This is a genomic window from Paenibacillus sp. J22P15 (assembly GCF_056269345.1).
In genome coordinates this window covers 399,660-426,516 of record NZ_JBWDNT010000003.1, presented here as the reverse complement: position 1 = coordinate 426,516, position 26,857 = coordinate 399,660, and the positions used below count along the sequence as shown (strand labels likewise).

The window sequence follows — 26,857 nt, the reverse complement described above, 5'->3', positions numbered from 1 at the left end:
TTCAACGCCTCTCGCCATGAAATGACACCTAATACTTATTATACGCATGAACCTATTCGTTTACAATGCGCTGATCTTCTCAAACCACTCTTTTTGCGTGATAATCACTTTCATAATTTCCGCTTGAGTCGACCATAAATGTGCTTTCGAAGGCTTCTTATCATACTCGACCATCGTTTTTGCAGCCGTATTCATCGCTTGTATGATTTTATCTACATAAGCTTTTCCATCCGCATCTACTATACCTATTCGCAGCGCTGCTGCGTTTTCTGTCCATTTTTGATGCTCAGCTTTCCATGAATCCGCTGCAACATTGCTTAGTGCCGATAACGACGGCTGTTCCAGTTGAGTCACTGTTAAATCATCCAACATTTGGACGAGTGCTGCCGTCTGCTCGAAGAACGTTTGTGCCGTCTTTTGATCACCTTTGAATGGTATTTCCCCTGGGTTCACTATGCTTACTTCCTTAATGTAAAGATCTATACTCGGCATCAGCTCGCGAATGACTTGTGCCTCACTACGTTCACTTCCCATGCCCACGTAAACACGATAATCCGCAGCACTTGTCATTGAAGCGCCGGCAAGACCCTTCCCGGCTAGTTGTGCCATTGCGGCATCCTTGCCCTCCGTATTGCTGAATACTCCGAATTGCAGCATATAATAGCTGCGATCCAAACCACTTAGTTCAACCGTCGCAATATTAGGATCAGGTTTTGTGGCAGTGTTGGCATTTTTGTCATTTTCCACAACTTGGTTGCCTTCGCTTACATTCGTGTTCGCCCCATTCTCAGCCTGACCCGTGGATACTCCCCCGATCACAGGCTGCGTATCAGGCTTAGCGCCTGCTCCTTCCGGCCATATGCTTGCCCCAGTAAATAACGTCAATAATAAATAACCAAACAACGCTCCAGTAGCAAGAGCGGCCGTCACAGACAAAAACACATTAAACCAAGAAGGTGCTCCTGTTTTGCGCTTCGATCGTGAGTAATGTTTTCTATTTCTACTAGTTTCATCATCTACAAATACTTCCTCATAAGCCAGTATCGGCTCCTTCACCTCATCAATTTCGAAGTAGCTCTCCTCATTTTCCTTTTCACTTTCATGTTGCTCAAGTGGAAAATCCATCATATTCGGCTTCGTGCTCTTTATCTTTTCCTTAGGAGATATCGATTGAATCGTTGCTGAAGGTGTCGGCTTAGCATCTGCATTTCTAATAAGCTGTTCCAACGCGCCAATATCCTCTTGAAACGGGCTGTTCCAAGGGCTCACCTCACTAACTGCATGCTGATCGACAGAGGGATATAAGGGAATAACATTTTTTGAGCTCGATTTATTTACATGATTATTTGAACTACTAGAAGAGGCTTCATTAGTATTTTGAGCCTCTAGATCTTTATCATTGGTAAGGCTTACTTCATTAACGGACTGTCCATGTCCATTACGATCAAATCGATAGGTAATACGATTTTTCTGAGTCATTTCATTCACTCCTTGTCCCTTTCATCTAGTATTAATCTATGAGACTTTTACGAGATTTAGACCCGAGGCTTTAAAAGGACCAACACTTTGTCAAAACCTTTCGAACCCGCCCAAACCCTCCCTTCCAAGGGAGGGCCCCAAGGGCTGCGCCCTCTGGACTCCCACAATTGGACTAACGTATGCATTTTACAGTCGTTTGTAAGCTAATTTGGTGTTGGAGCGCTGTATCCCTACGGGACACGCTGGAAGCTTGTGAGGCTTATTTACTTTACTACGTTGCAGTTTCTACAACAGAATCACCTTCACACCAGCCTCAATCGCTCTTTGAGGACTATTTCTAATGCATTTCTGCAATGTAGCACCCTATGCCGAGTACCATGTCAGGTTTCTGTTGCACTTTCTACAACGTAGAAACTACATAATGCGAACTTCAGCTAAGGCTGCACCCTCTGGACTCCCACAATTGGACTAACGTATGCATTCTACAGTCGTTCGTAAGCTAATGTGGTATTGGAGCGCTGTATCCCTACGGGACACGCTGGAAGCTTGTGAGGCTTAATTAGTTTTGGGGCGTGCGTAAAGTCGAGTTGGATTATTTATAAGGTGGCTATAGAGGACTTGTTACTTTTTATGTAGAGTAGGTGTGGGAGAAAGCCTGAACTCGTATGCTGCAACTGCACCTCCCAAGACAAGTAACTTATTTACTTTGCTACGTTGCAGTTTCTACAACAGAATCACCTTCACACCAGCCTCAATCGCTCTACGTTGTAGTTTCTGCAGCAGAATTAGCTCGTTTAACCTCATATCGCTCTTTGAGGACTATTTCTAATGCATTTCTGCAATGTAGCAGCCTATGCCCAGTACCATGTCAGGTTTCTGTTGCACTTTCTACAACGTAGAAACTACAAAATGCGAACTTCAGCTAAGGTTGCACCCTCTGGACTCCCACAATTGGACTAACGTATGCATTCTACAGTCGTTCGTTAGCTAATGTGGTGTTGGAGCGCTTTGTCCCTACGGGACACGCTGGAAGCTTGTACGGCTTAATTAGTTTAGGGGCACGCGTAAAGTTGTGTTAGATTAATTAAAAGGTGGCTATAGAGGACTTGTTACTTTTTATGTAGAGTAGGTGTGGGAGAATGCCTGAGCTCGTATGCTGCAACTCACCTCCCAGGACCAGTAACTTATTTACTTTGCTACGTTGCAGTTTCTACAACAGAATCACCTTCACACCAGCCTCAATCGCTCTACGTTGTAGTTTCTGCAGTAGAATTAGCTCGTTTAACCTCATATCGCTCTTTGAGGACTATTTCTAATGCATTTCTGCAATGTAGCAGCCTATGCCGAGTACCATGTCAGGTTTCTGTTGCACTTTCTACAACGTAGAAACTACAAAATGCCCGGTGATTCCACGATGGAACCGCCGGGCATTAGCTGCTTACTGGTTTGTTTTCAACGATTTGGCTAACGAATCCGCTACCTTCCAAATGTCGCCTGCTCCCATTGTGATAACAAGATCGCCAGGTGCGACCCGTTCAGTCAAGTATACAAGCACTTCTTCCTTGGTTGGAATATACTCGGTGTTCGCATTGCTGTTACTCTGAATCAGCTCTACTAGCTTGCGAGATGTCACACCCTCGATTTGAAGCTCGCCCGCTGGCGAGTAAATATCGGTAATGATTACCTCGTCAGCCTCAGGGAATGCGCGGCTGAATTGTTCGAATAAGAAAAACGTCCGCGTATAACGCTGCGGCTGAAACACTGCAATAATGCGTTTACCTGTCGCTTTGGCAGCGCTGATCGTTGCTCTGATCTCCGTCGGATGATGGGCATAGTCGTCAATGACCAAAATATCGTTAACTTCCCCAAGCACCTGAAAGCGGCGTTTTGCGCCTATAAAGGATTTAATAGCAACAGCAACCTTATCAAAGGACAAGCCTGCTTCAAGACAAGTAATAACAGTTGCCATGGCATTGTACACATTATGAAGTCCTGGAACAGATAGCTCCACTTCTCCAAGCAATGCACCTTTATGCATCATCGTAAAGGATACCTTACGGTCGCCGAGCACGATGTTCTCAGCTTTATAGTCTGCATCGCTGTCAATGCCATAAGTCACCAGCTGCGATGAATGAATATTTCCATTATATACTTGCGGTATCAGCTCGTTAACCGTCTCGTCATCCGCGCATACTATTGCCTTTCCGTCCTCTTTCACCTGCTGCAAAAACTGTACATAGGCAGCCTTCAGCTTGCCGAAATCGCCATCATAATTTTCAAGATGATCCGGCTCTATATTCGTCACGATAGCTAGCGTAGGGTGATAGTGGAGGAATGAGCCATCGCTCTCGTCCGCTTCCGCTACGACGTACTCGCCTTTGCCTGCTTTTGCGTTTGTGCCTACATTAACGATTTCGCCACCGATAATATAGGTTGGATCTGCATCACATGACTCCATAACAAGTGCGATCATGGAAGATGTTGTCGTCTTGCCATGAGCGCCGGCTACCGCGATTCCTTTGCCTGCATTCATCAATCTAGCCAGCATTTGTGATCTGTGCAAAACAGGAATGTTAAGATCCTCTGCTGCTTTACGCTCTACGTTATCCTTAGATAGCGCAGTGGAGTAAACGACCAGATCCGCACCCTTCACATGCTCCGGCTGATGTCCGATATAAATGCTGGCACCATTTGCTGCAAGCTTCTCTGTTAATTCTTGACGTGCTACATCGGATCCAGTCACCTTATAGCCCATTTCCAGCATTACGCGGGCAATGGCACTCATTCCGTAACCGCCGATTCCGATGAAATGAACGTGTTCTGCCGTATTCAAAGACGGTTCACCAACCTTTTTCAGAATCCGAGTCATACAAAATACGGGAGCGAACGTCAGCAATTAAATAAAGCGTGCCTGTCACGACTCCTAGATCTGTTTCCCCGGTTAACTGTTGTAGTTTTTGTAATGCTGCTTGCCAGTTCTGTTCAACTACAAGCTCGAAAGCGTATTTATCTGGCTGTTGCTGACGCATTTCACGTATCAAATCAGCCAAAGCTGGAGCATCTTTTTTCATCCGAAAATCAGGCTCGGTCACAATAAGCGTATCCACTATTGGCAGTATATGCTTAAGAACATCCTGATGATTCTTATTCTCCAGCATACCCATCATAAGATGTAAACGATCATACTTATACGTATTTTTTAAAGCGTCCGCGAGTGATTCTGCACCTTCTGGATTGTGTGCGCCATCGATCAAAATACGAGGCTGCTGCGACACCATCTCAAGACGGCCAGGCCATGCAGCTTTCTGCAGCCCTTCCGCTAGAATCTCGTCCTCAACAACAAGCGCATTGTATTGGCGGAGCACCTCAAGAGTCATGACAGCAACAGCTGCGTTAGTCCGTTGATGTGCGCCGTTAAGCGATATCGTTAAAGGCTCAATGCTGCGGAATAAATTATCAAAGCGGAATGTTTGTTCATCCTCACGAACCGACAACGCCGTTTCATGGAACTGTTCACCTAGCAAATAAAGCGTGCTTTTCTTCTCAGCAGCAACCTGTTTGATAACCTCAATGGCTTCTGGCTGTGCAACCGCACTGACGACTGGAATGCCTGCTTTAATAATGCCCGCCTTTTCGCTCGCAACAGCAGCAATCGTATCGCCCAGCCGATCCATATGATCATGTCCAATATTCGTAATCACCGTAACAACCGGTAGTACGATATTCGTCACATCAAGTCTTCCGCCAAGTCCTGTCTCCCACACCACATAATCAGGATAAGTAACTTTAGCATAAAAAAGAATGGCTAACGCTGTAGATACCTCAAACATTGTTGGTGAGCCTAGCTCAGTCAAAGCAAGCTCCTCAACATGAGGCTTCAGCTCGTTGGCAAGCCTAAGTAGTGTCTCTTCTTCGATATCGACGCCGTTATATTGAAAACGATTCGTGAATTTTGTTATATAGGGTGAAGTAAACGTACCTACATCATATCCGCTGCGCAGCAAAACGCTGGTTAAATAAGCACATGTTGATCCTTTACCATTCGTCCCAGCAATATGAATAAACTTTAGTCTGCGATGCGGATTTCCCAACATTTCCATCAGCTTTTCAATCCGCTCAAGCCCTGGGCGAATACCGAAAGGAATGAGCTCAGTAATCCAATTCACCGCTTCATGGTAGGATTGCAGCGGCCCTGCAGGCCGCTGCTCTATTTGTTGATTCGTCATTCAATCTTCCTTCTTCCGTTTTGCAGCGTTATCCGCGCAATTCCGCAATTCGAGCTAGTACTTTGTCGCGTTTATCTGCGTAATCATTCATTTTGGCGCGTTCCTCATCAATCACTTTAGCTGGCGCTTTTGCAACGAAACCTTCATTGCTGAGTTTCTTCTCAACCCGCTCCACTTCAGTATTCAGATGCTGATGTTCCTTCTCCAGACGTGCAATTTCCTGAGCAATATCGATCAAGCCAGCGAGCGGCAAGTAGATCTCAGCACCAGTAAGAATAGCAGTCATCGCTTTATCTGGCGCACTAATATGCAAACCTGTTTCGAGGCTTGAAGTTCCACAGAAACGCTTGATGAATTCTTCGTTACGGGACATAATAGCCGCTTCAAACTCACCAGCAGGCTTGATCAGCATTTCAATTTTTTTGCTCATTGGTACGTTTACTTCTGCACGGATATTACGTACTGATCGAATCATTTCCATTAGCAGTTCCATTTCCTTAACAGCATCTGGTGCTTCGAGAGCAGTGTCGTATACTGGCCATTCAGCCAAAGTAATCGTATCGCCGACATGCGGCAAATGCTGCCATATCTCTTCACTGATATAAGGCATGAACGGGTGAATGAGACGCTGTGTGCGGTCAAGCACATAAGCAAGTACGGATTGTGTTGCCTTTTTGGCTGCTTCATCCGTGCTGTAGAGACTAAGCTTAGCGAACTCAATATACCAGTCGCAGAGATCGTCCCAAATAAAATTATACAATAATCGGCCAGTTTCACCGAACTCATAGCTGTCAATTAGACGGGTTACATCACGAACCGTTTCATTAAGGCGGTGCAAAATCCAGCGATCCGCTGTGCCAAGATTGACCGTGATATCAATATCAGCTGCTTCAACGCCTTCAAGATTCATCAGCGCGAAGCGTGATGCGTTCCATATCTTGTTCGCAAAGTTGCGCGATTGCTCAACCTTCTCCCAGCGGAAACGCAAATCCTGTCCAGGGGTGCTGCTCGTCGAGATCATATAACGCATAGCATCTGCGCCATATTTCTCGATAACTTCGAGCGGATCAACACCGTTGCCCTTCGACTTCGACATCTTCTGGCCTTCGGAGTCACGAACAAGTCCATGCATCAGAACATCCTTAAACGGAGTCTGCTCCGTGAACTCAAGAGCTGTAAAGATCATCCGAGATACCCAGAAGTAAATGATGTCATAGCCCGTAACGAGTACATCCGTTGGATAATAACGTTTCAGATCATTCGTTTCATCCGGCCAGCCAAGTGTTGAGAACGGCCATAATGCGGAGCTGAACCAGGTATCAAGTACATCGTTATCTTGGCTCAGGTGATCGCCTTCCATATTTTCACGGGAAACATGCATTTCGCCTGTCGTCTCATCATACCAAGCCGGAATGCGATGACCCCACCATAGCTGCCTCGAAATACACCAGTCACGTACGTTTTCGATCCAGTGCAAATAAATCTTCTCGAATCTTTCCGGTACGAAGTTGACACCTTTGCCTGCCTTCTGTGCTGCAATCGCTGCTTCAGCCAGCGGCTTCATAGCAACGAACCACTGCGTAGACAAATATGGCTCAACAACGGCGCCGCTGCGCTCGCTGTGTCCAACTTGGTGTACATGATCCTCTATTTCTACGCATACGCCTTGCTCCTGCAAATCCTTAACGAGCTGTTTCCGGCAATCTGCGCGGTCGAGACCTTGATATGGGCCAGCTTCAGCATTCATTGTGCCTGTCTCATCCATCACAATAATCTGCGGCAGACTGTGACGCTCGCCAACTTCAAAGTCATTCGGATCATGTGCTGGCGTTATTTTCACAGCGCCTGAACCAAATTCCTTATCTACGTATTCATCCGCAATAATCGGGATTTCACGACCAACAATTGGAAGCACAATCATTTGCCCAATAAGGTGCTTGTAACGATCGTCTTCGGGATGAACCGCAACAGCTGTATCGCCTAACATCGTTTCTGGGCGAGTCGTCGCTACAGTAATGAAGCCCGATCCGTCCTTTAGAGGATATTTCAAGTGATACAAATGACCATTGATTTCCTTGTGCTCTACTTCAATATCTGAAAGAGCTGTTCGTGCAGTTGGGTCCCAGTTGATGATTTTTTTACCGCGATAAATCAAGCCCTTCTCATAGAGCTTTACGAAAACCTCGCGAACAGCCTTGGAAAGACCTTCATCCAGCGTGAACCGTTCTCTTGAATAATCAAGTGAAAGCCCCATCTTCGCCCATTGATCACGAATGGTATTTGCGTACTCATCCTTCCATTCCCATACCTTTTCAAGGAACGCTTCCCGTCCTAAGTCATAACGAGAAATACCTTGCTCGCGCAGCTTCTGCTCAACTCTTGTTTGAGTTGCGATACCTGCGTGGTCTGTTCCTGGCAGCCAAAGTGTGTCAAAGCCCTGCATCCGCTTCGTTCTAATTAAAATATCCTGTAGGGTAAAATCTAACGCATGCCCGATATGCAGCATTCCGGTAACGTTAGGAGGCGGGATGACAATCGTATACGTTTGCGCGTCCGGTCGTTTGCCTGCCTCAAAATATTTTCCCTGCATCCAGTAATCGTACCATTTCTGCTCAGCTGCCTTCGGATCATAGGTTGTCGGCATTGCAGTTGTCGTTTGATTTTCTGACATTCGTCCATCCTCCATAAATCGATCTACAAAAACAAAAAAAACCTACCGCCCTTATCATAAAGGACGAAAGGTTTAGCTTCCGTGGTACCACCTTTGTTCCATGCGAAATACATTCGCATGACACTCAAACAGATAACGGCTGCGGCCGGCCTGACTTCGGTTGAGCACATGTTGCTCCTACTTGGCTCAGGCAACTCCGGGGCGACTCGTAGCAGTCACTTCCTGCAGAACCTCTCAGCGTAACGGTTCCACTCTCTGAAGGCTTTGCTGCCTACTATTCCCCATCAATGTCGTTATAACGCATATATACCTTTAATCATACCTTTGTTGCTCATCTGAGTCAACCAAACAGATGTAAGAAATACCCCTATCGCTCAAATTTATGAGCAATAAGGGCATTTTCGTTCATATTGACCTCTACGGAATATACAGCAGCTGTCCTTCTGACACGCTTGAGTCATCCAAACGGTTATACATGACGATTTCTCTTGGGTTCATGCTGTAACGTAAAGCGATGACCTCAAGCGTCTCATCCCTCTGCACGATACACATCCGAATTTTACTGAACTCCTGATCCTCAGTACGTTTGCCAAGAAACAGTTTTTTCCATTCAATCTCATCGCCTGAAGCCTGTACCCTTGCTTCCTCATCAGCACGCTGCTGTGCAACAACTTGCTCAGCAGCCTCACGAGCCGCTTGCTCCCGACGACTGGTCTGCAGCAGTGTGAGTATACCCACATCTCCGGCCAAACCTGTACTATCTTGGGGCTGCTTATTCGTAATCGCGATACGAGGCTCTTGCTTTTCTTGCTCTGGTTCAGGCCTTTGCTCTGAAAAAGCCTCTGCAGGAGGAACAATTGATGCTATGGGAGCTATGGGAGATATGGGGGCTATGGAAGCATCACTCGCTTTAGGCTCTTCACGATCCTCATCCAATACATCTCCGCTTGCAACTTTCTCTGAAGAACCAGCGATAGAATCATTTGCAAACGGCGAAGATGTAGCTAACCATCCCTCATTACTTGATTGCTGGGAGGCTAACGATATTTCCCGTTCGTCCGATGGGATTTCTTCCGATTCTTCCTGTTGAGCAGGCGTTGCAAATAGCTGAGAAGAAGACCACCCTCCTTCTGATGCCGCGGAAGAGATCGTTACAGTTGCCTCCTCCGATTCATCCGATACATCCGGCTGCTGCTCGTAAGAGTTTTCCTCTTCTGCAGCAAATACAAGCTCTTCCGGTATGTATGGCTGTTCATTGGCAGCGTTTTGACCTTGAAAAAACTCCAAAGCTCGTTCATCATAGGTTTCCCTTTGATGGACGACAGTGAACGGTTCTTCTCGCCAAATGTCCTCATGCTCCACAAGGGGCTGAGCGGAAATACCACGTAAAGAAAGAACGCCAGTAATGTTTAACGTTCGGGCAGACAATAGATCGACGTCAAAATTATCAATTTCAATCGAAATATCATCCAGCCGTGAAATGCGGTTCATTGGCAGTGTTATCTCGACTGGTATCCAGTGCTCGAGAGTCAGCGAGTTCTCGGAATCACTTTGACTCCGATATACCCCGCTAAGCAGAAGCTGCCCTCTAAGCACAGCATGATCCCCTTGATCGATAACCTGAATACGGGGAACAAGCTCAATTTCCTCCAGCTCGTCAATTGCCGCAACATCATCGGGCAAGTGGACGCGCTCATACACATCAAAGCGTAATCCGTTCGTTTGATCCGTCACGCCTAAGTCCTCCCCTCTCATACTGAATGCTTGGTCTAACATTACATTCACTACTTATCTATATGGTAGGTTGGGCAAGAGCATGACTATCATTTTGATCGAAACTCCATGTTCGCAGAAAGCTGTGTCAGCCACTGCGGCCAAGGTGAAGCTGCTTCCATTAGCGACTCCGTCACCGGATGCGGGAAAATCAACTTTTCCCCGTGAAGTGCTTGGTGCTTCAGCATCTGAGTGTCGCCTCCATACAAGCCATCCCCGAGCAGCGGATGACCGATATGGCTTAAGTGTACTCGTATCTGATGTGTTCGTCCGGTCTCTAGCTTTACTCGTATTAAAGACAATCGCGCATTTGCTGCTACGACCTCGTAATGGCTAATTGCCAAATCTCCGTTATCTGAGACTCTGCGCTTTGCAGAGTGATGTCGATCCTTCCCAATAGGGGCATTTATCGTACCCGAAAGCTTTGACAGCCGACCTTGAACAACGGCCATATAGTGTCTATCGATTACTTTCGCTCTCATCGCTTCGTCTAGCTTCCACTGGGCTAAATCATTTTTCGCATACAAAACGGGACCCGAGGTATCATCATCAAGTCTATGAATATGTCTTACGTTCAGCGGGTCACCTTGACTCAGCAGATACCTTGCCGCTGCTTCATCCAATGTACCCTTTTGGCCAGGTGATGATCCGTGGACAGCCATACCGGCTGGTTTGTCGAACGCAATGCAAAAATCATCTTCATATAACACTTCGGGTATATTCGCCTTATGGTCCATACGTATATGTCGGTACAAAGCATCATTGCGCGGATCTACCGGCGGGAAGGCGAGCAGTTGAAGCAGCTCCCCATTCCACTGAATACCTCCAATCGAAAACAACCGATTAATCCACTTCTGCGGAAAAAAGGAACGGGCCAGCAGCCACTGCCGCACAAGGTGCGGATGACTGCCAGCCCGCGGCTGTGCAAGCTCCGGCGATGCTGCCGGATCCTTCTCCGAATCGGGATTAATGGCCTCAGAGGAGACGGAGCCAAGAGCCAGCCAATCCAGCTCCAGCCACTGTCCGTTCCTCTTCATTTGCCCATTAATCATTTCATATTCCTCCCAATCGTTCGCTTCGCTTACAATCGGCTAAATGCAATATCATGTGCTTCAATCGTTGCATCAATATCTTCATTCGTATGAACTCCAGAAACGAACATGCCTTCGAATTGTGAAGGAGCAATGCTGACACCGAGATCCAGCATCGAAGCAAAATATGCCTTAAACCGTTCCAAATCAGATGTTTTTGCCGTTTCGAAATTAATGACAAAAGTGTCTGTAAAGAACGGACACACCATCGATCCTACACGATTTATCGTGTTCGCAATACCGTGCTTGCGCGCATTCGCTTCAAAGCCAAGTTGCAACCGTACAGCTTGACGCTCCATGTGTTCGTAAACCTCAGGCGTAAGCAGACTCAAAGTCGCATAACCTGCCGCCATCGCAAGCGGATTGCCTGATAGTGTACCTGCCTGATAAATAGGTCCGCTCGGAGCAATCATCTCCATAAGCTCGCGTTTGCCGCCATAAGCGCCAACAGGCAAACCACCGCCGATTACTTTGCCGAAGCAAGTAAGATCCGGCTTGATATCATAAAGACCCTGCGCACAGCTATACCCTACGCGGAACCCTGTCATAACCTCGTCAAAAATAAGAACCGTACCATACTTCGTTGTTACATCACGCAACCCTTGCAGAAAACCAGGCAATGGAGGAACAACCCCCATGTTTCCAGCTACCGGTTCGACGATGACACATGCGATCTCCTCGCCGAACTTTTCGAAAGCAAGCTTTACCGATTCTATATCGTTGTAAGGGACTGTAATCGTATGCGAAGCCACATGCTCTGGAACACCCGGGCTGTCAGGCAAGCCAAGCGTCGCTACACCTGAACCTGCTTTGATGAGCAAGCTGTCGGCATGACCATGATAAGAGCCTTCAAATTTCAAAATTTTGCTTCTTTTCGTATATCCGCGAGCAAGTCTTAGTGCGCTCATCGTTGCTTCCGTACCTGAATTGACCATTCGAACGATATCAACGGAAGGAACCCGCTCGCAAACGAGCTCAGCCATTAACGTCTCCAGCTCCGTTGGGGCGCCAAAGCTTGTCCCCTTCTCCGCAGTGCGTTTTATCGCTTCGACCACTTCAGGGTGAGCATGTCCCATAATCAAAGGGCCCCACGAAGCTACATAGTCAATATAGCTGTTGCCATCGATATCATAGATACGGCTGCCTTGTCCCCGCTCCATATAGACAGGGTTTAAACCGACCGATTTGAATGCTCTAACTGGACTGTTTACTCCGCCTGGCATCACTTTTTTCGCTCTTTCGAATGCTTCAACCGAGCGTGCATCATTTCTTACGTTCGAATGATTACTCATCTGTCTACTCCTCCCCCTTCAACCAACGAGCGGCATCCTTCGCATGGTACGTGATGATTAGATCCGCACCAGCACGTTTCATGCCAAGTAAGGTTTCAAGGACAATGGCTTGCTCATTAATCCAACCATTAGCAGCCGCAGCCTTCACCATTGAATATTCAGCACTCACATTATAAGCAACAACAGGCAAATTATATTTGTCCTTAAGCAGTCTTACGATATCCAAATAAGCGAGAGCAGGCTTTACCATCAGCATGTCCGCACCTTCTGCAATATCTGACTCGGCTTCACGAAGCGCCTCGCGCACATTAGCAGGGTCCATCTGATAAGTCTTGCGGTCGCCGAACTGCGGAGCCGAATGTGCAGCATCACGGAATGGGCCATAGTAAGCAGATGAAAACTTAACAGAGTAAGACATAATCGGAACATCGCTAAAACCTGCATCATCAAGTCCTTCACGAATGGCAAGTACAAAGCCGTCCATCATATTAGAAGGGGCGATAATATCTGCGCCTGCTTCCGCCTGCGACACAGCAGTCTGTACGAGTAAATCTAAGGAGGAGTCGTTATCCACCTCAGCTGCGCCAGTTTCCTCATGCACGTGAACAATTCCGCAATGGCCGTGATCGGTGAATTGGCATAAGCAGGTATCTGCGACGACGACAAGTTCAGGTGCCCACTCTTTAACCGCTCTAATTGCTTGTTGAACGATTCCGTTTGCTTCATACGCCGAAGTACCAAGCGCATCCTTATGCTCTGGAAGTCCGAAGAGGAGCACGGATTGGATGCCTGCAGCTACAACTTCACGAATTTCTTGCTCCAAAAGATCCATCGATAAGTGATACACACCCGGCATTGATGGAATTTCCTCTTTTATATGCTCGCCATGAGTAACGAAGATCGGATAAATAAAATCATTTACACTTAGCACGGTTTCTCTTACCATGCTCCGAAGAGCAGATGTTTTGCGTAATCTGCGGTTTCTAACTGTTGGAAAACCTATCACTTCGTATTCCTCCTCTTACTTGCCTTGTAAGTTGTTTTGATTATAATCAACAATCGCCTGAAGCAGCGCCTCAAGCGTTGAATCTTCAGGCTCGATAGAAACCTTCAGACCTGCATCAGCGGCTGTCTTCGTTGTAAGGGGACCAATGCTTGCAATCGGAATATCAGCCAACAATTCTATAGGATTCGGTATCCCCTTGCGTCTCAGTACTTCGATTAAATTCGTTACTGTAGACGAGCTTGTGAATGTAATCATTTGAATCTCTTTCTCACGTATCCATTCAAGTGCCAGCTCATCCTGCTGATCGACAAGCACCGTCTTATAAACATCTATTTCCGTTGGCAGAAGTCCCATGGCCGTAAGCTCTCGCGGCAGTACCTCGCGAGCAAGATCGCCTCGTGGCAGCAGCACTCGCTCGCCAGCCTGGAGCAGCGGTTCTAACTGCTCCAGAAGCCCTTCTGCATGGAATTTAACCGGCAGTTCATCAACCACCAAGCCGCGCTTTACAAGCGCCTCAGCCGTCTTAGGACCCACCGCTGCAATTCTTGCGCCAAAAAATCTTCTAATATCGATATGAAATTTACGCAGCCATTCAAAAAAATAATCAACGCCGTTTACACTCGTAAACATAAGCCATTGATAATGTTCCGCCTGCTCAAGCTGCTTCCGCAGCTCTTCGATCTCTTCAGGATCCGATGGCTCTATCGTCTCGATGACTGGAAACTCGCAAGGCTCCCCGCCCAGCATTTCTATCTGTTCAGCAAGCTCACTCGCCTGCGCTCTAGCCCTCGTGACCAGAACACGCATTCCAAATAGCGGCTTTTTCTCATACCATTGCAGCTTCTCACGCTGCAGAACAACCTCGCCGACTACAATAACGGCAGGAGGCTGGAAATTCGCCGCTTTGACAATCGCCTCAATCGTATCTAAAGTACCTACAATCGTGCGCTGTTCAACTCTCGTCCCCCAGCGAATAAGTGCAATCGGCGTTTGAGGAGGTTTGCCATGCTTGATAAGCTGGTCAGCTATATATCCGATTTTGGCTACGCCCATGAGAAAAACAAGCGTTCCCGTTGCATTCGTTACTTTATCCCAATGAATAGAGCGATCAAGCTTATCCGGACTCTCATGACCTGTAATAATGGACAAGGATGATGCTAGATCACGATGTGTAACTGGAATACCTGCATAGGCAGGTACAGCAATTGCCGAAGTGATGCCTGGAACGATTTCGAACTCAATTCCGTTATCATAGAGCAGCTCTGCTTCTTCGCCAACTCGTCCAAAAATCGTAGGATCTCCGCCCTTCAGACGAGTTACGGTCTTGCCTTGCAGTGCCAAGTCCACAAGAAGCTGATTGATCTCCTCCTGCTTCATCGTGTGACGATCTGGCAGCTTGCCGACGTAGATTCTCTCGGCTCCCGGCTTCACAAAACGAAGCAATCTCGGACTCGCCAACCGATCATAGACAACAACGTCACATGCTTCCAAGCACTCCAGTCCACGTACTGTTATCAGCTTCGGATCTCCCGGCCCGGCGCCAACCAAATATACCTTCCCCTTGTCCAAACCCGTCATCCCCCAATTTCAGCTAAAATACGGTCTGCGCCGCGTGCTATGAGCGCATCTGCAACGTCACGGCCGAGCTGCTCGGGGTCATTACCCTTCAAAACTTCCTTCAATATTGTTGCCCCGTCCGGCGATCCGACCATTCCCGTCAAAGTAAGCTCACGCTTGCCATTATGGCCTTCCACTTCTTCACCTATCGTGCAGTATGCGCCAATCGGCACCTGACAACCACCGTTCAAAGAGCCTAGAAAGCTGCGTTCAGCTCGCACGGTAAGCTCAGTTTCATTATCATTAAGAAGCGAAAGCAGCTCACGAATCTGCATGTCACTCTCGCGGCATTCAATGCCGAGTGCGCCCTGCCCTACAGCAGGCAAACATACATCAACAGGAATGTTCGCGGAAATACGATCCTGCCATCCCATTCGTTTAAGTCCTGCTGCAGCAAGTACTACCGCATCGAAACCTTCGGTTTCTAATTTGCGAATACGGGAGTCTATATTTCCGCGAATGGATTCGAGCTGAAGATCAGGTCTTGCATTTTTCAGCTGGCTAGACCTGCGCAGACTACTCGTTCCCACTCTCGCTCCTTGCGGCAAATCACTCAATCCGCCTCCGTCGCGCGTGATTAGACAATCTTGTGGATCTACTCGTTTCGGAATTGCACCATTCATTAAGCCTTCAGGCAGCTCGTAAGGCATGTCCTTCATACTGTGAACAGCTAAATCGATCACTCCATCTGCGAGCGCTTGTTCAATTTCCTTCACGAATAATCCTTTTCCGCCCACTTTTGACAAAGTGACATCGAGAATTCTATCGCCTTTGGTAACGATTTTCTTCACTTCAAACTTATAATCAAACCCATGTTTTTCACTTATTCGTATTAGTTCATCGATGACTTGTCCCGTTTGCGTCAATGCGAGTGCGCTTTGTCTTGTCCCTACAACGATCACTCGTTGCCCCTCGTTCATTGCTTCCATTATGTAAGCCCCCTGTCTATCCGATTAAGCAGACTTTGCAGCCACTCATCCATATCAATGTTAGTCCGATTAAGCTTCGGAGCCTCTTCCGCCGCAAGCTTCAACACGGCATATTTTTTCTTTTCATCTAACAGCCTGTCCTTGACTTTCTCACGCAACTGACGCAAAAGCATTGTTAATTCTGCGTATTCTGTGCCGTAATGCGCTTCAAGCTCCTGCTTAATCTGCTGTGATAGTGCGGGACTCGCTCCCGAGGCAGTGACTGCAAGCAGCAAATCTCCTCGCCTAACAACTGATGGAGAAATAAAGGAACCACTGCCCGCATCATCCACTGCATTTACCAAAATACCGAGTCGCTCAGCTTCGGCTGCTATCGCCTTGTTTAAACCACTATTGCTTGTCGCTGCGAAAACTAACCAAGCTCCTGACAGATCGCCTTCACAATACTCTCGCTCAATGCAGTAAATCTTCCCCTCAGACGCTAAGCTGACCATTCTCGGTGTTAATGTTGGACTGATGACATAGATCTCATCCGCCCCTGCATCGAGTAAACCTAACAGCTTGCGCTGTGCGATACTGCCGCCGCCTATAATTACGCAGCGCTTGCCTTTAAGCTGCAAGAAGACCGGATAAAATCCATTCATATGGACCTTGCCTCCCAGCTGCGTCGTTAATTCCGTTAATGAAAGGAAGAAAAATAATTAGAAAATAAATTCAACAGAAGCAAACCGAACGAAAAAATATATAACCGGGCTAATTGAAACCCTGGCCGCTTCAGCATCGCTCGTTGATACACATAAATGATATACATGATCAATGTTCCAAGCGAAGAAAGCACCTTCCAATCAAACAGCAGTGAAAAGCGTCCTTCAACAAGCAAGGAGATTACAGCAATTGCGAGCGACATAGCTAGCAAAGGAACCCCAACAATAACAGCTCGATCCCCATATCGCTCAATCATGTCTAAGCTGGGCAATCTACGCACGAAATTGGTCCAACGTTTACGTTTCAGTTGATTATGTAAAAACATATACATGCCTGCAAACAAAGCTCCTAGTGTTAATGCTGCATAGGCGAGAAGAACAAGACTAATATGAATATATAATAACTCTCTTGTTGTTTCCCAAACTTCAAGCGACTCCCCATTTTCAGGATTACTGTAAAGATTGAGCGCTAACACCGCAAAGCCAATGACATTGACAAAAAATACGATAAAATCAATTTTTATGAACCTGTTGATGACTAACGATATCGTAACCAACAGCCAAGAAAAGCCTAACCAATATTCAAAAGTCGTTACCGCTGTCATCTGAAGATGAGATAAGATACGAGTCACTAAATAACCAGTCTGTAATACCCAAACAAAAATAAGCAGCCCTGTACCCATCCGTTTCGCTTTCTGACTCGCATTCATGAAGTCAGAGAAATAAAACAGCAGGCTCAGGGCGTAAATATAAAGTATCGCATCATATAAAAAGTTTTGCGTCACCATAGCTCCTCCACCTAGCAGCCCTCTATCTTGTAATAGGTGCTAATACCGCCGCAGCTGCATGGGGTTGAACATTTTTCTTTTTTGCAGCAGCGACAGTATCCGTTGCCGCTTCAAGCTCTGCTTGACGCGTTTTAGCAAGCTCATCCTCGAGTGCAAACAGCTTAACGAACATATCCATCGCTTCGTCTGCTCGCTTCTCGCCGGCCATTTCTTTAATACGCAAAATAGGATCCTGCATCATTTGGTTAACGATGCTCTTAGTAAGCTTACGGATGACCTTGAGCTCATGCTCACCAAGATCAGGCAGCTTATTCGTCAAGCTATTCATCGTTTCCTCGTGAATGCCTGCTGCCTTCGTTTGAAGTGTTCTTATTAATGGAACTACACCAAGCGTTTTGTACCATTGCTCGAACAGCTCGATTTCTTCGGTGATCATCGTTTCGATTTTTGCAGCCTCAAGACGTCGATGTGCGAGGTTACTCTCTACAATACCTTCCAAATCATCGATGTCATACAAGAACACATTCTCGACAGCCGCAATCGATGGGTCCAAATCCCGCGGAACCGCAATATCGATCATAAAGAGCGGCTTTGCTTTCCTGCGCCGCATCGCTGCCGCAACTTGATTACGAGTCAATACGTACTCAGCAGAGCCTGTGGAGCTTATAATAATGTCAGCTTCATGAAGCTTATCAGCAGCTTCTTCCATTGACCATGCAATACCGTTAAACTTGTCAGCTAGCTGCAATGCTCGCTCATAGGTCCGATTAACAACAACTACGCGGTCCGCTCCATTTGCGTACAAATGTTTTGCTGTCAGCTCACCTGTTTCACCCGCACCGATGACCATAACCGTTTTTTTGTTGAATTGCCCAAAAATCCGTTTCCCCAGCTCTACCGCAGCATAGCTGACGGAAACCGCAGATTCGCCAATCGATGTTTCGGAATGCGCACGTTTGGCCATAGTTACGGCTTGTTTAAACAGCATGTTAAAAACAGTGCCAGTCGTCTTCTGCTGCTGAGCGAGCTGGAAAGCTGTTTTTACTTGTCCTAAAATTTGTGTTTCTCCAATGACCATGGAATCGAGTCCGCTCGTAACACGGAATAAATGATCGATCGCCTTCTCATCTTCGTACATATATAAATGGTTAGTGAAATTCTGCCTCGGCAGCTTAAACCACTTCTCCATAAAGCTCCGAATATAATGCCCACATAGATGGTGCCTATCTACAACTGCATAAATCTCCGTCCGATTGCAGGTCGCTACTATGACACATTCCATTATGCTTTGTGTCTGAATGAGCTGTATTAACGCCTCTGGCAAATCCCGTTCTGCGAACGCAAACTGTTCTCTCACTTCTACGGGAGCCGTTCGGTAATTCAGTCCTACTGCGATAATGTGCATGCGCGGTCACCTGCCTCCTTTTCTTGTGCGTATCAACCATTGATGATATGAGTAATTATAGCATAGTTAAACATTCAGATAATGTTCATTTATGACTAATATTTGAAAAGTACATACTCATTATTCCCTTTTCAGGCAAAGAAATAACCATGGATACCATCCATGGTTATTTGGCTATGAGCAATAAGTTTTAAAGCTCTTAAACGAGCTCAGTTTGTTTCATTTTTGGCTCTTCTACTTGCAGTTCGCCCATACCGCGTACAAGCTTCTTCGCATACGTCGCTTTTGGCTTCAGTACAGCGAGCATGTAGTCGATCGCAAGCTGAGGATCTACAGTTTCGCCGCATGTGTAGCAATCAAGTGCAGCAAAACCTCTCTCAGGATACGTATGAATCGAGAGGTGACTCTCCGACAGCAGCACGAGCACAGTTGCACCTTGAGGATCGAATTGTTTAGCTTGAACCGACAATACAGTAGCACCACATGCTTCAGCAGCCTCTACCATGTGTGATTGCAAAAATTCAGCGCTGTTCAGTAGATCAAAGTCTACACCCCAAGTATCAACAGCAACGTGTCTTCCGAAAGTTGAGTATTCCATCTTCCGGTTCCCCCTTCCTAGGAATAAAATGTTTGAAAAATTTCATCCGCTAGGACCTACGTCATTCACTTCTCGAGGGATTAATCTCTCGCAACATAACAATGTCCTGAGTGAATCCTGGTTCCTATTATTATCATCAACAATGTTTTCAACGAGAATAAAAATAACATCTATCTGGGATAATTGCAATACTTTTTTTCTAAAGGATGGAAATAACCTATCATTACCAGCCCCGTCTTTAATGTATGATGCGCCAGCTTATCTCGCCATAGGCTTTTAGGTCATCCCGCCATATTATTTTCAGCATCCTGCTAACCGCTAAAGAGTGAATAATGTTGCGAATTTATCACTAAATACAAAAAAAGAAGCCGCAGCCGCGGCTTCTTTTTCATTATTTCCAGCATGTATTATGCTTCGAGGATGAAGAGCTTACGAGTCAAGTCTTTTAAGCGTTCATCAATTTTACTAATCTCTTGAGCAACTTTTGTCTGGTTGCGTAGATCAAGCAACTCATTGACTGCACTGCTCAGCAAACCAATTTCCCGCTCGATCAGACGACTGCGGAATACTCGCTCCAACTGTCCGAGAGTATCCTTAAACTCGAACACAATACGGTCACCCGTTTTGGAGCTCTCAACAATTTGGTGAACGGAACCATTCTTATAATGATAGATCATCGTATAATGACTGTAGATTCGGTTGACGATCGCGTTGCCGCGGAAAGCAGAAACTGCTTTACGCATTGCATTTGTCAGCCTCGGTTGCACAAGACGGCAAGATATTACGCATACATAATAATTTTGTTGACGTTCAAAGGTCAGTCGGACTTCTTCCCTCCCTGCTACATCTTCGAGAACGAGCTCCTGATTCCCATTATCGAGCACCAACACCTGAAGGTGTATTTGCTGCTCATCAAATGAACGGATAAACTCAGCCATCTCTTCATTCGTCAATTGCAGTTTGGCGTTTACATACTCTGTGGCTAGCCGCTTAGCCATAAAAATCTCCTCAATTCTTTGAACTTGCACGCTTGGTTTTTAAACTTTGGTCTTGTTGCTTAAGTATATTATACGTGATCTGAACATTTTATTCCTGCGGTTCATCCCCGATATTCTCGCATATTCCACAAAATAACGGTAGATTTCACGAGGAATGCTGACTTTTTCACTAAATCCTCTGATTTATATAATAACTTGCTGCACTTGCTACCTTATGTAGCAATCGCTTCGGTTATTATGTCCCATAGCTGCTCGCGGCCTAGACCTAGTTCAGAGGAAAATAATACAACGGGATCGTTCGGATCAACCTCAAGCGTTTTTTTGATCATTTTGATATGCTTGTCCCATTTCGACTTCGGAATCTTGTCCGCCTTAGTAGCTACGATACAAGTTGGGATTTCATAGTGCTTCAACCACTTATACATTTGCTGATCCTGCTCCGACGGCTCATGACGAATATCAATGACTAGCAGCTGGAGCTTTAGCGGCTCACGGTCACGAATATAACGCTCAATCATTTCGCCAAACTGTACGCGCTGCGTCTTCGAAACCTTAGCGTAGCCATACCCCGGAAAATCAACCAAATAAATAAGGTCATTAACACGGTAGTAATTAAGCTGCTGTGTTTTCCCTGGCTGCGAGCTCGTTCTAGCTAAGTTTTTACGTAAAATAAGTTTATTGATCAATGAAGATTTTCCGACATTCGAACGCCCTGCCAGAGCTATCTCTGGCAAGGCGTCCTCTGGGTATTGATGTGGTTTTACTGCGCTGATGATGAATTCTGCTTGTGTAATTTTCATAAAATCGTTGTACCTGCTTTCTCTTCCGTTTGAACCGGAAGCAACGCATGCTGCAGCACTTCGTCCATATGACTGACAGGAAAAAATTGCATATCATGACGTACGCTATCGGGAATATCCCTTAAATCCCGTTCATTTTCTTTCGGCAACAATATTTTGCGAATACCTGCCCTATGTGCTGCGAGCGATTTTTCCTTTAAACCGCCAATCGGAAGCACACGGCCTCTTAGCGTGATTTCGCCAGTCATCGCCACTTCTTTGTTTACATAGCGGCCTGTAAGAGCCGAAATAAGCGCTGTTGCAATCGTAATTCCAGCCGATGGTCCATCCTTAGGTATAGCACCCTCTGGAATATGAATATGAATATCGTTTTTCTCATGGAAGGTTGGATCAATACCAAGCTCAATCGCTTTCGAGCGCGTATAGCTGAAAGCCGCTTGAGCAGATTCCTTCATGACATCCCCTAGTTTACCAGTTAACGTTAGCTTTCCGCTACCCTGCATCACCGTTACTTCGATAACAAGTGTATCGCCGCCTACCTCAGTCCATGCAAGACCCGTAACCGCTCCGATCTGATCTTCGATCTCCGCAAGTCCGTAGCGGAACTTGGAAGGCCCTAGCCATTCCTTAAGCTGCTCGCTAGTAACTTCAAAGGGCTCAACGGATTCCGTCTGCTCTTTCGAAACAAAGTGCTTGGCAGCCTTACGGCAAACAGCTGCGATCTGCTGCTCTAAATTACGAACGCCAGACTCCCTAGTGTACTCCCTAATCAGCTGCAGCAACACCTCTTCAGTAATAATGAGCTGTTCCTCCGTTAAGCCGTGTTCTTTTTTCTGCTTCGGAAATAAGTAACGTGTACCGATTTGCAGTTTTTCGAGCTCGGTATAACCAGGAATGTACAATACCTCCATCCGATCGAGAAGCGGACGTGGGATGTTGTGCATCGCATTAGCGGTTGTTACGAACATTACGTTCGATAAATCAAATGGCACCTCTACAAAATGATCACTGAACGTGTTATTTTGTTCCGGATCTAACACTTCAAGAAGCGCAGAAGCTGGATCACCGCGGAAGTCCATCGCCATTTTGTCAATTTCATCTAACAAAAATACAGGATTTGAAGAGCCTGCTGTCTTCATCCCTTGAATGATTCTGCCTGGCATTGCGCCTACATAGGTACGACGGTGACCGCGGATTTCAGCTTCATCGCGTACACCGCCAAGCGAGATACGAACAAACTTACGTCCAAGCGATTTGGCAATTGAACGAGCAAGCGAGGTTTTTCCCACACCTGGCGGACCTACCAAGCAAAGGATTGGCCCCTTCAGTTGCTTGACGAGCTGCTGGACTGCCAAATATTCAAGCACACGCTCTTTCGGCTTCTCTAGACCGTAATGGTCATCATTAAGAATCGCTTCTGCTTTGCTTAAGCTCAAATCATCATCGGTCGTTTTGTTCCACGGCAATGAAAGCAGCCAGTCGATATAATTGCGAATGACACCGCCTTCAGCTGAGGTCGATGGCATTTTCTCGAGTCGGTCGATTTCCTTCTCGATCTTCTCTTTCACCAAATCAGGCACGCCAGCTTCGGCGAGCTGCGCACGCAGCTCCTCGACCTCTCCCGCGCGGCCTTCTTTCTCACCAAGCTCCTTCTGGATCGCCTTCATTTGCTCACGCAAATAATATTCCTTCTGCGTTTTTTCCATCTGCTTCTTGACGCGTTGGTTGATTTTACGCTCGAGTTCAAGCACCTCGCGTTCATTGTTCAAGATGTCGAGCAGCTTCTCCAGTCGTTCACCAACATCAACCGTTTCAAGGATATCCTGCTTATCCTTGATCTTCAGCGAAAGATGGCTTGTAATAACATCCGCTAGGCGGCCCGGATCATCAATATCAGATACCGCCGCGTATGTTTCTGGTGTAACTTTTTTTGATAATGAAATATAATGCTCAAACTGATTTAAGACAGAGCGCATGAGCGCATCTACTTCAGGATCATCCGTCTCCTGCTCTGGCAATTCTTTTACGGATACCTCATAAAACTCGTCATTTGGCAAATAGTCCAAAATCTCTGCACGCGAAACACCTTCCACCAGCACACGGATCGTGCCGTTAGGCAATTTCAGCATTTGCCTTACCTTTGCGATAGTGCCAACTTTATAAATATCTTCCTCCGTCGGCTCCTCAATGTTCACTTCAGACTGTGAACAAAGCAATATCATATGATCTTCGACCATCGAGCGTTCTAATGCTCGAACCGATTTATCCCTACCCACATCAAGGTGAAGCACCATGCTGGGATATACGAGTAGCCCTCTAAGCGGAAGCAAGGGCAGCCGACGACCTTTCGATTTACTAGGTCCCACACCAGCACCTCCAAATGTTAACGTCTACCCTAGTTTATCATTCTACGGAATCAGCCTGCAAATACGGAACAGCTGAAGCGATAAAAAGATCGGTTCCAAACGGCGCTTCAACCCGCACAGGGGATACTTCCGCATCTGGAAACACGATTTTGAACACTTCTTCCACCTTTTCGACAGGGATGACCTTTAGACCTTCCAAATCAGCAAAAATTGCTTGCCAGTTCTCTCTCGGAATAACGACCGTTTTCGCACCAGCTTGGAAGGCCGCTTCAACCTTAGCTAATACGCCGCCGACTGGCTTTACGTTCCCATGAATGCCAACTTCACCAGTCATAGCCAGCATATTATCGATCGGCAACCCTTTTATCGCTGATGTAATGGCTGTTGCCATCGCGATACCGGCAGACGGGCCGTCGATGGGTGTACCTCCCGGGAAGTTAATGTGCAAGTCAAAATCCTGCGGATTCAACCCGATTCTTCTCAGTACAGTAATTACATTTTCTACAGAACCTTTGGCCATGCTTTTTCTTCTAAGTGTACGTGAACCGCCGCCAAGCTCTTCTTCGTCAACGACACCAGTAATCGTAAACAAACCTTTACCAGCAGCCGCAGGAATCGCGCTCACTTCGATTTCGAGCAGCGTTCCCATATTCGGTCCATACACAGCCAGGCCGTTCACGAAGCCGATTTGCGGCGCCTCAGGCACCTTACGATCAGGACGCGGCGGAATTTGGCTGCTGTTCACAACCCATTCAATGTCGCCTGCTGCGATCGTGTCCCTTTTCTCCGAAAGTGCCACACCTGCAGCCAGCTGTATAACGTTAACGGCTTCTCGTCCGTTAGTTGCATACCGCTTAACAACATCTATCGCTTCAGGACAAGGTGCGAAGCCAATTTTCTTCACAGCATTTTCTGCTACCAGCCCAATTTCATCTGCAAGCAGCGGCCGAAAGAACACCTCCATACAGCGTGAACGAATGGCAGGTGGAATTTCCTGCGGAGAACGTGTTGTAGCACCAACTAGACGGAAATCAGCAGGCAGACCATTTTGGAAAATATCATGAATATACACCGGTATATTCGAATCCTCCGAATTATAATACGCGCTCTCTAGAAACACTTTACGATCTTCTAGCACTTTTAACAATTTATTCATTTGAATCGGATGTAATTCTCCTATTTCATCGATAAACAGAATTCCGCCATGGGCTTTCGTAACAGCACCTGGCTTAGGCTGCGGGATGCCCGCTACGCCCATGGCGCCTGCTCCCTGATAAATAGGGTCATGAACGGATCCAATTAATGGATCAGCTATTCCACGCTCATCAAACCTTGCAGTTGTTGCATCAATCTCAGTAAATTTAGCTTCAGGTAAAAACGGCGAGGAAGGGTTTTTCTTCGCTTCCTCCAGCACGACACGTGCCGCAGCAGTCTTCCCGACGCCTGGAGGACCATAGATAATAACATGCTGCGGGTTAGCGCTGCACAGCGCCGCTTTTAAGGCACGCAGACCGTCCCGCTGTCCAACGATGTCCTGCATCGCTTGCGGCCTTGTCTTCTCCGATAGAGGCTTTGTAAGAGATACGCTCCTTAGCTTCCTCAGCTTGTCCATTTCCTTCCGTGATTCTCGATCAACGGCTGAGCGGTTCGTCTTCTGATTGCGAAGCAAATTCCAGAAATACAAGCCGATTACAACAGCAAAAAACACTTGAATCAACATTAATACAATACTTAAACTCATTACTAATCCGCTCCTTTCAAGCGTAAACGGCTGAAGCCAATGAAATAGTGAAATTGACTAGAACGAAGATCCCCCTTCGTAATAAGCATGCGTATATGATAGTATTGCCTCTACGATGTGGTAATAACCGTAATTATTGTTATTTTTCACAAGCATTTCTCATACTTGCATTCCGTTCCTCTGCTCAAAACAACCAAAAAAGGCTTACTCACGTCATTAGCTGACGTAAATAAGCCTCTTTATCAATTATATTATGCTGGGGTATGATGCTTGCGTCCAGGTATTTCACCAGTCGCTTCAAACACGCGTACAATTTCGTCAATTTCCTTTTTTAGCTCGGATAGCAGTTCAGCTTCAGGAACTTTGCGGATCAGCTCTCCATAACGGAACAGCATTCCCTCGCCTCTTGCCCCTGCGATACCGATATCCGCCTCGCGAGCCTCGCCCGGACCATTTACAGCACAGCCAAGCACAGAAACTTTGATTGGTACTTTAATCTTCGAAATATAATCTTCTACCTCATTTGCGATAGAGAACAGATCAATATCCAGTCGACCGCATGTCGGGCATGATACGAGTGTAGCTGCATTCGTAATCAGTCCGAAGGTTTTAAGCAGCTCACGAGCTACTTTCACCTCTTCAACCGTATCGGCGCTAAGGCTGATACGCAAGGTATTACCGATGCCTAGTGCAAGCAGCGCACCAATACCTGCTGAACTCTTAATCGTACCTGTATGAAGCGTTCCAGCTTCTGTAATGCCTAAGTGAAGCGGATACTTGATGACTTTAGCCGCCATCGAGTATGCAGCGATTGCCATTGGGACATCAGACGCTTTGAGTGAAACGATAATATCGTGGAAATCAAGCTCTTCCAAAATACCGATATGGAACAGCGCACTCTCTACCATCGCTTCCGGCGTCGGATAACCGTACTTTTCTAGCAAATGATTCTCCAACGAACCCGCGTTAACGCCGATTCGAATAGGAATCCCTTTTGCCTTACAGGCCTTCACAACTTCTTCGATACGTTCTCTGCGACCGATATTGCCCGGATTAATCCGTACCTTATCGATGCCGTTCTCGATAGCAAGCAATGCCAAACGGTAGTCAAAATGAATATCCGCAACGAGCGGAATATGAATGCGTTTCTTAATCTCTTTGATAGCTTCTGCTGCTTCCTTGTTGTTGACAGTAACCCGTACAAGCTGGCACCCTGCTTCTTCAAGGCCTAATATCTCAGCTACCGTTGCTTCCACATCAGCAGTCTTAGTCGTGCACATACTTTGAATAATCACTTCGTTACTGCCGCCAATCGTTAGATTGCCGACTTTAACCGGTACCGTATCTTGACGTAAGTACATAAGGTTATCTCT

General features: G+C 46.5%; 19 protein-coding genes and 1 other annotated feature. All 19 genes read right to left on the bottom strand.

Features of this window, described 5'->3' with window-relative positions; genetic code table 11:
• Positions 1–60: 60 nt before the first annotated feature.
• The 19 genes from AC0YN6_RS10290 to ispG all read right to left on the bottom strand — a co-directional run bounded on the left by AC0YN6_RS10290 (position 61) and on the right by ispG (position 26,845).
• Positions 61–1,479, bottom strand: a complete 1,419-nt coding sequence (locus tag AC0YN6_RS10290; protein ID WP_475746687.1) for an SPOR domain-containing protein — start codon at positions 1,477–1,479, stop codon at positions 61–63.
• Positions 1,480–2,917: 1,438 nt separating this feature from the next.
• Entirely contained in the window at positions 2,918–4,312 is a 1,395-nt protein-coding gene (murC, locus tag AC0YN6_RS10285; RefSeq protein ID WP_475746686.1) for a UDP-N-acetylmuramate--L-alanine ligase, read from the bottom strand.
• A 7-nt stretch (positions 4,313–4,319) separates the two neighbouring features.
• Positions 4,320–5,705 (bottom strand): bifunctional folylpolyglutamate synthase/dihydrofolate synthase, encoded by a 1,386-nt coding sequence (locus AC0YN6_RS10280; RefSeq protein ID WP_475746685.1) that lies wholly within the window; start codon positions 5,703–5,705, stop codon positions 4,320–4,322.
• Positions 5,706–5,733: 28 nt separating this feature from the next.
• Positions 5,734–8,376, bottom strand: coding sequence for a valine--tRNA ligase (locus AC0YN6_RS10275; RefSeq protein WP_475746683.1), 2,643 nt, complete (start codon positions 8,374–8,376; stop codon positions 5,734–5,736).
• A gap of 56 nt (positions 8,377–8,432) precedes the next feature.
• Positions 8,433–8,673, bottom strand: a binding site (T-box leader).
• A 120-nt stretch (positions 8,674–8,793) separates the two neighbouring features.
• The gene (locus tag AC0YN6_RS10270) at positions 8,794–10,110 is read right to left on the bottom strand and encodes a LysM peptidoglycan-binding domain-containing protein (protein WP_475746682.1); all 1,317 of its coding nucleotides are present in this window, start codon (positions 10,108–10,110) and stop codon (positions 8,794–8,796) included.
• 89 nt (positions 10,111–10,199) lie between these two features.
• Complete coding sequence (locus tag AC0YN6_RS10265; RefSeq protein WP_475746681.1) at positions 10,200–11,201, bottom strand: RluA family pseudouridine synthase; 1,002 nt, start codon at positions 11,199–11,201, stop codon at positions 10,200–10,202.
• 29 nt (positions 11,202–11,230) lie between these two features.
• Positions 11,231–12,532 carry a glutamate-1-semialdehyde 2,1-aminomutase gene (gene hemL / locus AC0YN6_RS10260; protein WP_475746680.1) on the bottom strand — a complete coding sequence of 434 codons (1,302 nt, stop codon included), beginning with the start codon at positions 12,530–12,532 and terminating at the stop codon, positions 11,231–11,233.
• A 4-nt stretch (positions 12,533–12,536) separates the two neighbouring features.
• Positions 12,537–13,535, bottom strand: coding sequence for a porphobilinogen synthase (hemB, locus tag AC0YN6_RS10255; RefSeq protein WP_475746861.1), 999 nt, complete (start codon positions 13,533–13,535; stop codon positions 12,537–12,539).
• Positions 13,536–13,553: 18 nt separating this feature from the next.
• A complete protein-coding gene (gene cobA / locus AC0YN6_RS10250; RefSeq protein WP_475746679.1) occupies positions 13,554–15,107 on the bottom strand; it encodes a uroporphyrinogen-III C-methyltransferase in 1,554 nt (517 codons plus the stop codon).
• A 5-nt stretch (positions 15,108–15,112) separates the two neighbouring features.
• On the bottom strand, positions 15,113–16,084 hold the full coding sequence (gene hemC, locus AC0YN6_RS10245) for a hydroxymethylbilane synthase (protein ID WP_475746678.1): 972 nt from the start codon (positions 16,082–16,084) through the stop codon (positions 15,113–15,115).
• Positions 16,084–16,728 (bottom strand): precorrin-2 dehydrogenase/sirohydrochlorin ferrochelatase family protein, encoded by a 645-nt coding sequence (locus tag AC0YN6_RS10240; protein ID WP_475746677.1) that lies wholly within the window; start codon positions 16,726–16,728, stop codon positions 16,084–16,086. The genes hemC and AC0YN6_RS10240 overlap by 1 nt, the downstream gene beginning before the upstream one ends.
• Positions 16,729–16,763: 35 nt before the next feature.
• Positions 16,764–17,576, bottom strand: coding sequence for a cytochrome C assembly family protein (locus AC0YN6_RS10235; protein WP_475746676.1), 813 nt, complete (start codon positions 17,574–17,576; stop codon positions 16,764–16,766).
• A gap of 22 nt (positions 17,577–17,598) precedes the next feature.
• On the bottom strand, positions 17,599–18,981 hold the full coding sequence (hemA, locus tag AC0YN6_RS10230; protein ID WP_475746675.1) for a glutamyl-tRNA reductase: 1,383 nt from the start codon (positions 18,979–18,981) through the stop codon (positions 17,599–17,601).
• Positions 18,982–19,180: 199 nt separating this feature from the next.
• Positions 19,181–19,579, bottom strand: a complete 399-nt coding sequence (speD, locus tag AC0YN6_RS10225) for an adenosylmethionine decarboxylase (RefSeq protein ID WP_054027216.1) — start codon at positions 19,577–19,579, stop codon at positions 19,181–19,183.
• 407 nt (positions 19,580–19,986) lie between these two features.
• On the bottom strand, positions 19,987–20,577 hold the full coding sequence (locus tag AC0YN6_RS10220; RefSeq protein WP_475746673.1) for a non-ribosomal peptide synthetase module: 591 nt from the start codon (positions 20,575–20,577) through the stop codon (positions 19,987–19,989).
• 212 nt (positions 20,578–20,789) lie between these two features.
• Positions 20,790–21,377: a ribosome biogenesis GTP-binding protein YihA/YsxC gene (yihA, locus tag AC0YN6_RS10215; RefSeq protein WP_475746672.1), complete on the bottom strand. Its 588-nt coding sequence runs from the start codon at positions 21,375–21,377 to the stop codon at positions 20,790–20,792.
• On the bottom strand, positions 21,374–23,743 hold the full coding sequence (gene lon, locus AC0YN6_RS10210) for an endopeptidase La (protein WP_475746671.1): 2,370 nt from the start codon (positions 23,741–23,743) through the stop codon (positions 21,374–21,376). Before lon ends, yihA begins: the two co-directional genes overlap by 4 nt.
• Positions 23,744–23,780: 37 nt before the next feature.
• A complete protein-coding gene (lonB, locus tag AC0YN6_RS10205; protein WP_475746670.1) occupies positions 23,781–25,484 on the bottom strand; it encodes an ATP-dependent protease LonB in 1,704 nt (567 codons plus the stop codon).
• Positions 25,485–25,735: 251 nt separating this feature from the next.
• Entirely contained in the window at positions 25,736–26,845 is a 1,110-nt protein-coding gene (ispG, locus tag AC0YN6_RS10200) for a flavodoxin-dependent (E)-4-hydroxy-3-methylbut-2-enyl-diphosphate synthase (RefSeq protein ID WP_475746669.1), read from the bottom strand.
• Positions 26,846–26,857 lie beyond the last annotated feature (12 nt).

Excerpts from the sequence above, each read along its gene's own strand:
- AC0YN6_RS10290 (WP_475746687.1), bottom strand. The coding sequence starts at position 1,479 with ATGACTCAGAAAAATCGTATTACCTATCGATTTGATCGTAATGGACAT.
- AC0YN6_RS10280 (WP_475746685.1), bottom strand. The coding sequence starts at position 5,705 with ATGACGAATCAACAAATAGAGCAGCGGCCTGCAGGGCCGCTGCAATCC.
- AC0YN6_RS10275 (WP_475746683.1), bottom strand. The coding sequence starts at position 8,376 with ATGTCAGAAAATCAAACGACAACTGCAATGCCGACAACCTATGATCCG.
- AC0YN6_RS10265 (WP_475746681.1), bottom strand. The coding sequence starts at position 11,201 with ATGATTAATGGGCAAATGAAGAGGAACGGACAGTGGCTGGAGCTGGAT.
- hemL (WP_475746680.1), bottom strand. The coding sequence starts at position 12,532 with ATGAGTAATCATTCGAACGTAAGAAATGATGCACGCTCGGTTGAAGCA.
- hemC (WP_475746678.1), bottom strand. The coding sequence starts at position 16,084 with ATGGAAGCAATGAACGAGGGGCAACGAGTGATCGTTGTAGGGACAAGA.
- AC0YN6_RS10240 (WP_475746677.1), bottom strand. The coding sequence starts at position 16,728 with ATGAATGGATTTTATCCGGTCTTCTTGCAGCTTAAAGGCAAGCGCTGC.
- AC0YN6_RS10235 (WP_475746676.1), bottom strand. The coding sequence starts at position 17,576 with ATGGTGACGCAAAACTTTTTATATGATGCGATACTTTATATTTACGCC.
- hemA (WP_475746675.1), bottom strand. The coding sequence starts at position 18,981 with ATGCACATTATCGCAGTAGGACTGAATTACCGAACGGCTCCCGTAGAA.
- speD (WP_054027216.1), bottom strand. The coding sequence starts at position 19,579 with ATGGAATACTCAACTTTCGGAAGACACGTTGCTGTTGATACTTGGGGT.
- AC0YN6_RS10220 (WP_475746673.1), bottom strand. The coding sequence starts at position 20,577 with ATGGCTAAGCGGCTAGCCACAGAGTATGTAAACGCCAAACTGCAATTG.
- yihA (WP_475746672.1), bottom strand. The coding sequence starts at position 21,377 with ATGAAAATTACACAAGCAGAATTCATCATCAGCGCAGTAAAACCACAT.
- lonB (WP_475746670.1), bottom strand. The coding sequence starts at position 25,484 with ATGAGTTTAAGTATTGTATTAATGTTGATTCAAGTGTTTTTTGCTGTT.
- ispG (WP_475746669.1), bottom strand. The coding sequence starts at position 26,845 with ATGTACTTACGTCAAGATACGGTACCGGTTAAAGTCGGCAATCTAACG.